Raw genomic sequence first — 6,353 nt, 5'->3', positions numbered from 1 at the left:
GGCCCGGCAAGACCCGCCGGACGGTCGGAGCACCTCCGGACTGCCGGCTCGGCGGACGCTCGCTGCTCCGACGGGAATTGTCAGACGGGCGCTAGGGCCTTGTCCGCACGCCCCTGTCTGCCCCGCGACGCCTGCCCGCCCTCCGGGCGAGGACACGGGTGTGAAGACGGGCCCTGGTTCGCACTCCGTCCCGTCCCGCGCCCCCGCGCGGGCGGCATGCGGCGCGCGCCCGGCGGGAACGTACACAATGAGCCGTGAAGGAACGCCCGGATGCCTTGTGGGCGTGCCCCGGGCGCGATACACCGATCTTGTCGTCGGCTTCGGCGGCTCTCGTCGCACCCCGGGGAGCACGGACATGAGCGTCACGAGTCGGTACAGGGAGGCGTGGGAGGGGTTCTGGCGGGAGGCCCCCGAGGAGCAGGGAGGCGTCTTCTGGGATGCCGAGCCCGCCCTCACCGCGGGTCTGCACCTCGCACTCTTCGAACCACACATGGCCGCTCTCGGCCTTCCCGTCGTCGACCTCGGCTGCGGCAACGGCACTCAGACGCGCTTCCTCGCCGACCGCTTCCCGCGCGTCCTCGGCGTCGACCTGTCGGCGGCCGCCGTCGACCACGCGCGGCGCGCCGACCCGGCGGGCCAGGCCGATTTCCGCCAGCTCGACGCGGGCGAGCAGAGCGAGGCACGGCAACTGCACGCGGAGCTCGGCGACGTGAACATCTACATGCGCGGCGTCCTCCACCAGTGCGAGACCGACGACCGGCAGTCGCTGCTCGACGGCATCGCGACGCTGCTCGGCGACCGGGGCAGGGCCTTCGTCGTCGAACTCACCGAGGCGGCGCGTCCCGTCCTGATGGGTCTGGTGCAGAGCCCCGAGGGGCCGCCGCCGAAGCTCGCGCCGGTCTTCGCGCACGGCCTCACGCCCGCGGAGGTCGTCGACGCGGCGGTCGGGGAGTACGTCGGGGCGGCCGGTCTTGCGATCCTCGCGCAGGGGGAACTGCCGCTGTCGACCACGGAGTTCACCGCGGACGGCACGCGGATCGAGCTGCCGTCGCAGTGGCTGGTGCTGGGGCGCAGCGGCTGAGGGGCGGCCGTGCGGCGGCCGGTGACGGAGGGGGCGGGTTCGGCGTGGCGCATGAGTGACTGAAAGCATTCATGCGGGCGATCAACCCGTTCCATGCCATGGGTTGACAGTGGTCGTGCCTCCTCCTAGCTTCCTCTCTTGAAACGATTCACACCGGTGACTCTGTCACTGCCGGCCGCTGGAGTTCCGTTGACCGACCGTGCCGCCGCAGCCTTCGCCGCCGTCGACCTCGGGGCCTCCAGCGGGCGCGTGATGGCCGGGCGGGCCGGACCCGACGGGGTCACGCTCCAGGAGGTGCACCGCTTCCCGAACCGGCCGGTGCGGGTCGGGGGCACGCTGTACTGGGACGTCCTCGCCCTGTACCGGGGCGTGCTGGACGGACTGCGTGCCGCCGGTGCCGCGACGGGCGGGCGCATCGCCTCGGTGGGCGTGGACAGTTGGGCCGTCGACTACGGACTCCTGGACGCCTCCGGTTACCTGCTCGGCAACCCGGTGCACTACCGCGACGCCCGCACGGAGGGAGTCGGGGAGCGGGTGCGGAAGGTGCTGTCCGCCGAGGAGCTGTACCAGCACACCGGACTGCAGTCCCTGCCCTTCAACACCGTCAACCAGCTCTTCGTCGCCCGGGGGAGTACGCAACTCGCCGCCGCCGAGAGCCTGTTGCTGATCCCCGACCTGATCGCCCACTGGCTGACCGGCGGCGCGGCGCGCGGCACCGAACTCACCAACGCCTCCACCACCCAGCTCATCGACCCGCACACCCGTGACTGGTCCCGTCCCGTCGCCGACGCGCTCGGCATCGACCTCGGCCTCTTCCCGCCGCTGCGACAGCCCGGCGACCGCGTCGGCGAGCTGTCCCGCGACGTGCTGGCCGAGACCGGCCTCGCCGGACCCGTGCCGGTGACGGCGGTCGCCTCGCACGACACGGCGTCCGCGGTCGTCGCGGTCCCGGCCGCCGATCCCGTCGTGGCGTACGTCGCGACCGGCACGTGGTCGCTGGTCGGCCTCGAACTGGACGCCCCGGTGCTGACGGAGGAGAGCCGCCGGGCCGACTTCAGCAACGAGCTCGGTGTCGACGGGACGGTGCGGTACCTGCGGAACACGATGGGCCTCTGGCTGCTGCAGGAGTGCCTGAGGGAGTGGGGGGACGGCGCGGGCGGCGGGGTCGGCGGGCTGGGGGAGTTGCTGCGGGACGCCGCGCGGGTCGCGCCGCTGAGGGCCGTCGTCGACGCGGGGTCGGCGGAGTTCCTGGCGCCCGGGGGGATGCCGGAGCGGATCGCCGCCGCCTGTCGGCGGGCCGGACGGCCGGAGCCCCGCCGCCCCGCGGAGACCGTGCGGTGCGTGCTCGACTCGCTGGCCCTCGCACACCGGGCCGCACTCTCCGACGCGCAGCGGCTCTCCGGGCGCACGGCCGCCACCGTGCACCTGGTCGGCGGCGGCTCCCGCAACGAACTGCTCTGCCAACTGACGGCGGACGCCTGCGGGTTGCCGGTGGAGGCGGGCCCCGCGGAGGCGGCCGCGCTCGGCAATGTCCTCGTCCAGGCGCGGGCGGCGGGTGTGGTCGACGGAAGCCTGCGGGACCTGCGGGCGCTGTTGCGTGCGAGCCGGCCGGCGCGGCGTTACGAGCCCCGGGGTGACGCGCGGGCCTGGGCGTCGGCCGCCGCGTCGCTGGGCAAGGGCCGCGGGACGGTGGGCTGAGCGGGTCCCGCCGGAGGCCCGCAGTCCCGCAGGTCCACGGCTCCTCTTTTGTCAGAGCCGTTGACGAAGTCGGGGCGCCCGCTTAGCTTCGACGCGTCGTACGTCGTACGTCATATATGAGACGTGATACGTGAGATCCGAGGGTGCCCATGACAGCCGTGCCGACCCCGACCCGGACCCCGGCCCCGATCCCCTCCCGCACGCAGTTCGTGCTCGAGGCGATCAGGCACCGCATCCTCACCGGCGAGTTGAGCCCGGGACAGCCCCTCGTGGAGACCGAGCTGGCCGGTGAGTTCGGGGTTTCCAAGACGCCGGTGCGCGAGGCACTCAAGACCCTGTCGGGCACCGGGCTCGTCGCGATGAGCCAGTACAAGGGCGCCGCGGTCCGTACCGTGGACGCGCCCATGGCGCGCGAGGTGTACGACGTGCGGCTGCTCCTGGAGCCCGAGGCGCTGCGCCGCACCGTCCTGCGCGGCACGGCTCCGGACGCGGCGCGTAAGGCCCTGCACCGGGCCGACACCGCCGTCGACACGGCCGAACGCGCCCTGGCCAACCGGGAGTTCCACCGCGCCCTGTACGCCGACTGCGGCAATCCGCTCCTGTGCCGCCTCCTCGACGAGGTGCGCGATCAGGCGGCCCTCGTCGCCGCCGTCGCCTGGGCGGCCGACCCGTCGTGGGCCCACGAGGCCGCCGAGCACCGGGAGATCCTGCGCCTCGCCCTCGCCGGGGAAGCGGACGGCGCCGCCGAGGCGCTGCACCGGCACATCGCGTCGTTCGTGCACCGCGCCTTTCCCGCCGAAGGGGACCCGGCATGACGTACGACGCCCGACGTGCCGCCCTCGCCGACGTGGTGGCGATTCCGGTGACGCCCTTCGCCGCGGACGGCTCGCTGGACCGGGAGGCCCACGGCCGGGTGCTGCGACGGCTGCTCGACGCAGGGGTGCGCACCGTCACCCCGAACGGCAACACGGGGGAGTTTCACACGCTCAGCCCGCAGGAGCGCCGGTCAGTGGTGGAGTTGACCGCCACAGAGGTGGCGGGGCGGGCCGAGATCCTCGTCGGCGTCGGGCACGACGTGCGGAGCGCGGTGGACGCCGCCCGGCACGCGGCGGAGTGCGGAGCACGGATGGTGATGGTCCATCAGCCCGCCCACCCCTACGTCTCCGGTGGCGGCTGGGTCGACTACCACCGGGCCATCGCCGGTGCCGTTCCCGAACTCGGCGTCGTGCCCTACCTGCGCGACGCGACCCTGCCCGGAGCCCGCCTCGCCGAGCTCGCCGACGCCTGCCCGAACGTCATCGGCGTCAAGTACGCCGTGCCGGATGCGGCACGTTTCGCGGGGTTCGCGCGGGACGCGGGACTCGAACGGTTCGTGTGGATCGCCGGGCTCGCCGAGCCGTACGCGCCCTCGTACTTCTCCGCGGGCGCCACCGGCTTCACCTCCGGGCTCGTGAACGTCGCCCCGACCCTGTCGCTGCGCATGCTCGCAGCGCTCCGACGCGGTGATTACCCGGCGGCCATGGACGTCTGGGCCCTGATCCGCCGCTTCGAGGAACTGCGCGCGGCCGACGGCTCCGCCCACAACGTCACCGTCGTCAAGGAGGGCCTCGCCGCCCTCGGCCTGTGCCGCCGCGACGTACGCGCCCCGAGCAGCCTCCTGCCGGCGGCGGAACGCGCCGAGGTCGCCGGGGCAGTGAAGGGGTGGTCCCTGTGACGCGCGGGGAGGACCGGCAGGACGGCCGGCGGCTGCGCAGCAGCCAGTGGTACGGCGACAGCGTCTCCTCGGGGCTGCGCTCCTTCAGTCACCGCGCCCGCACCCGCCAACTCGGCTACCTCCCCGAGGAACACCTGGGCAAGCCCGTCATCGCGGTCCTCAACACCTGGTCCGACATCAACCCCTGCCACTCCCACCTGCGCGAGCGCGCCCAGGCGGTCAAGCGGGGCGTGTGGCAGGCGGGCGGCTTCCCCCTGGAGTTCCCGGTCGCCACGCTCAGCGAGACCTTCCAGAAGCCGACCCCCATGCTCTACCGGAACCTCCTGGCCATGGAGACCGAGGAGCTGCTCCGCTCCTATCCGGTCGACGGCGCCGTGCTGCTCGGCGGCTGCGACAAGACGACGCCCGCGCTGCTCATGGGCGCCGCGAGCGTCGACCTGCCGGCCGTCTTCGTACCGGCGGGGCCCATGCTGCCCGGGCACTGGCGGGGCGAGCGGCTCGGTTCGGGGACCGACATGTGGAAGTACTGGGACGACCACCGCGCCGGGCTCGTCGGCGACTGCGAGCTGACCGAACTGGAGAGCGCGCTCGCCCGTTCGCCGGGCCACTGCATGACCATGGGCACCGCATCGACGCTGACCGCCGCCGCGGAGGCGCTCGGAGTGACCGTGCCCGGCGCCTCGTCCGTGCCCGCCGTCGACTCCGGGCACGACAGGATGGCGGCCGCCTCGGGGCTGCGGATCGTCGAACTCGTCCGCCGGGACCTGCGGCTGTCGCGGATCCTGACCCGGGACGCCTTCGCCGACGCCGTCACCACCGTGCTCGGGCTCGGCGGCTCCACCAACGCCGTCATCCATCTCATCGCGCTCGCCGGGCGCGCCGGGGTGCGGCTCACCCTGGACGACTTCGACCGGACCTCCCGCACCGTGCCCGTGCTCGCCAACGTCAGGCCGGGCGGCGAGCGCCACCTCATGGAGGACTTCCACTTCGCGGGCGGGCTGCCGGGCTTCCTGTCGCGCATCCCCGACCTGCTGCACCTCGACCGCCCCACCGTCGCGCACGACACCCTGCGCGAACAGCTCGCCGGCGCCCGCGTCCACGACGACGACGTGATCCGCCCCCGGGACAACCCGGTCGCCGAGGAGGGCGGTGTCGCCGTCCTGCGCGGCAACCTCTGCCCGGACGGCGCCGTCATCAAGCACATCGCCGCCGAGCCGCACCTGCTCCGGCACACCGGACCCGCCGTCGTGTTCGACGACTACCGCACGATGCAGCGCACCGTCCACGACCCGGCGCTCGGCATCACCCCCGACCACGTCCTCGTGCTGCGCGGCGCGGGGCCCAAGGGCGGTCCCGGCATGCCCGAATACGGGATGCTGCCCCTGCCGGACCACTTGCTGAAGCAGGGGGTGCGCGACATGGTGCGAATCTCCGACGCACGGATGAGCGGCACCTCGTACGGCACGTGTGTGCTGCACGTCGCGCCCGAGTCGCACGTGGGCGGGCCCCTCGCGCTGGTGCGCACCGGTGACCTCATCGCCCTCGACGTGCCGGCGCGCAGTCTCGAACTCCTGGTGTCCGAACAGGAACTGACACGACGTCGTGCGCAGTGGAAGCCGCCGCCCGTCCGCCACGAGCGGGGCTACGGCGCCCTGTACGCCGAGCAGATCACCCAGGCCGACACCGGGTGCGACTTCGCGTTCCTCGCCAGGCCCGGCGCGGTGCCGGACCCCTACGCGGGTTGACCTCCCGGCCGCCGTCGGCGTGGCGCATCCTGACCGACGACAACCGCACACCCCGAGAGTTAGGGTTACCTAACTTGCGTGTCGGGCCGTAGGGGCCGCCACGCACGGCCCGGAG

The 6,353-nt window shown here is 73.6% G+C and carries 5 protein-coding genes; all 5 read left to right on the top strand.

Annotated features, from left to right (window positions below):
* Nucleotides 1-355 precede the first annotated feature (355 nt).
* The 5 genes from ACZ592_RS14830 (at nucleotide 356) to araD (ending at nucleotide 6,238) form a co-directional block, all read left to right on the top strand.
* Complete coding sequence (locus ACZ592_RS14830; protein WP_471581907.1) at nucleotides 356-1,081, top strand: class I SAM-dependent methyltransferase; 726 nt, start codon at nucleotides 356-358, stop codon at nucleotides 1,079-1,081.
* A 252-nt stretch (nucleotides 1,082-1,333) separates the two neighbouring features.
* Complete coding sequence (locus ACZ592_RS14825) at nucleotides 1,334-2,779, top strand: rhamnulokinase (protein WP_471581943.1); 1,446 nt, start codon at nucleotides 1,334-1,336, stop codon at nucleotides 2,777-2,779.
* A 149-nt stretch (nucleotides 2,780-2,928) separates the two neighbouring features.
* Nucleotides 2,929-3,594, top strand: coding sequence for a GntR family transcriptional regulator (locus tag ACZ592_RS14820; protein ID WP_471581906.1), 666 nt, complete (start codon nucleotides 2,929-2,931; stop codon nucleotides 3,592-3,594).
* Entirely contained in the window at nucleotides 3,591-4,493 is a 903-nt protein-coding gene (locus ACZ592_RS14815) for a dihydrodipicolinate synthase family protein (protein ID WP_471581905.1), read from the top strand. Before ACZ592_RS14820 ends, ACZ592_RS14815 begins: the two co-directional genes overlap by 4 nt.
* Nucleotides 4,481-6,238, top strand: a complete 1,758-nt coding sequence (gene araD / locus ACZ592_RS14810; RefSeq protein ID WP_471581904.1) for an L-arabinonate dehydratase — start codon at nucleotides 4,481-4,483, stop codon at nucleotides 6,236-6,238. The genes ACZ592_RS14815 and araD overlap by 13 nt, the downstream gene beginning before the upstream one ends.
* Nucleotides 6,239-6,353 lie beyond the last annotated feature (115 nt).

Source organism: Streptomyces sp. NPDC040622, from assembly GCF_055593965.1.
Note: the sequence above shows the minus strand (reverse complement) of the source record. Positions and strands in the feature narration are given on the sequence as shown.

Coding starts and splice junctions, on each gene's coding strand:
- ACZ592_RS14830 (WP_471581907.1), top strand. CDS start 356: ATGAGCGTCACGAGTCGGTACAGGGAGGCGTGGGAGGGGTTCTGGCGG.
- ACZ592_RS14825 (WP_471581943.1), top strand. CDS start 1,334: ATGGCCGGGCGGGCCGGACCCGACGGGGTCACGCTCCAGGAGGTGCAC.
- ACZ592_RS14820 (WP_471581906.1), top strand. CDS start 2,929: ATGACAGCCGTGCCGACCCCGACCCGGACCCCGGCCCCGATCCCCTCC.
- ACZ592_RS14815 (WP_471581905.1), top strand. CDS start 3,591: ATGACGTACGACGCCCGACGTGCCGCCCTCGCCGACGTGGTGGCGATT.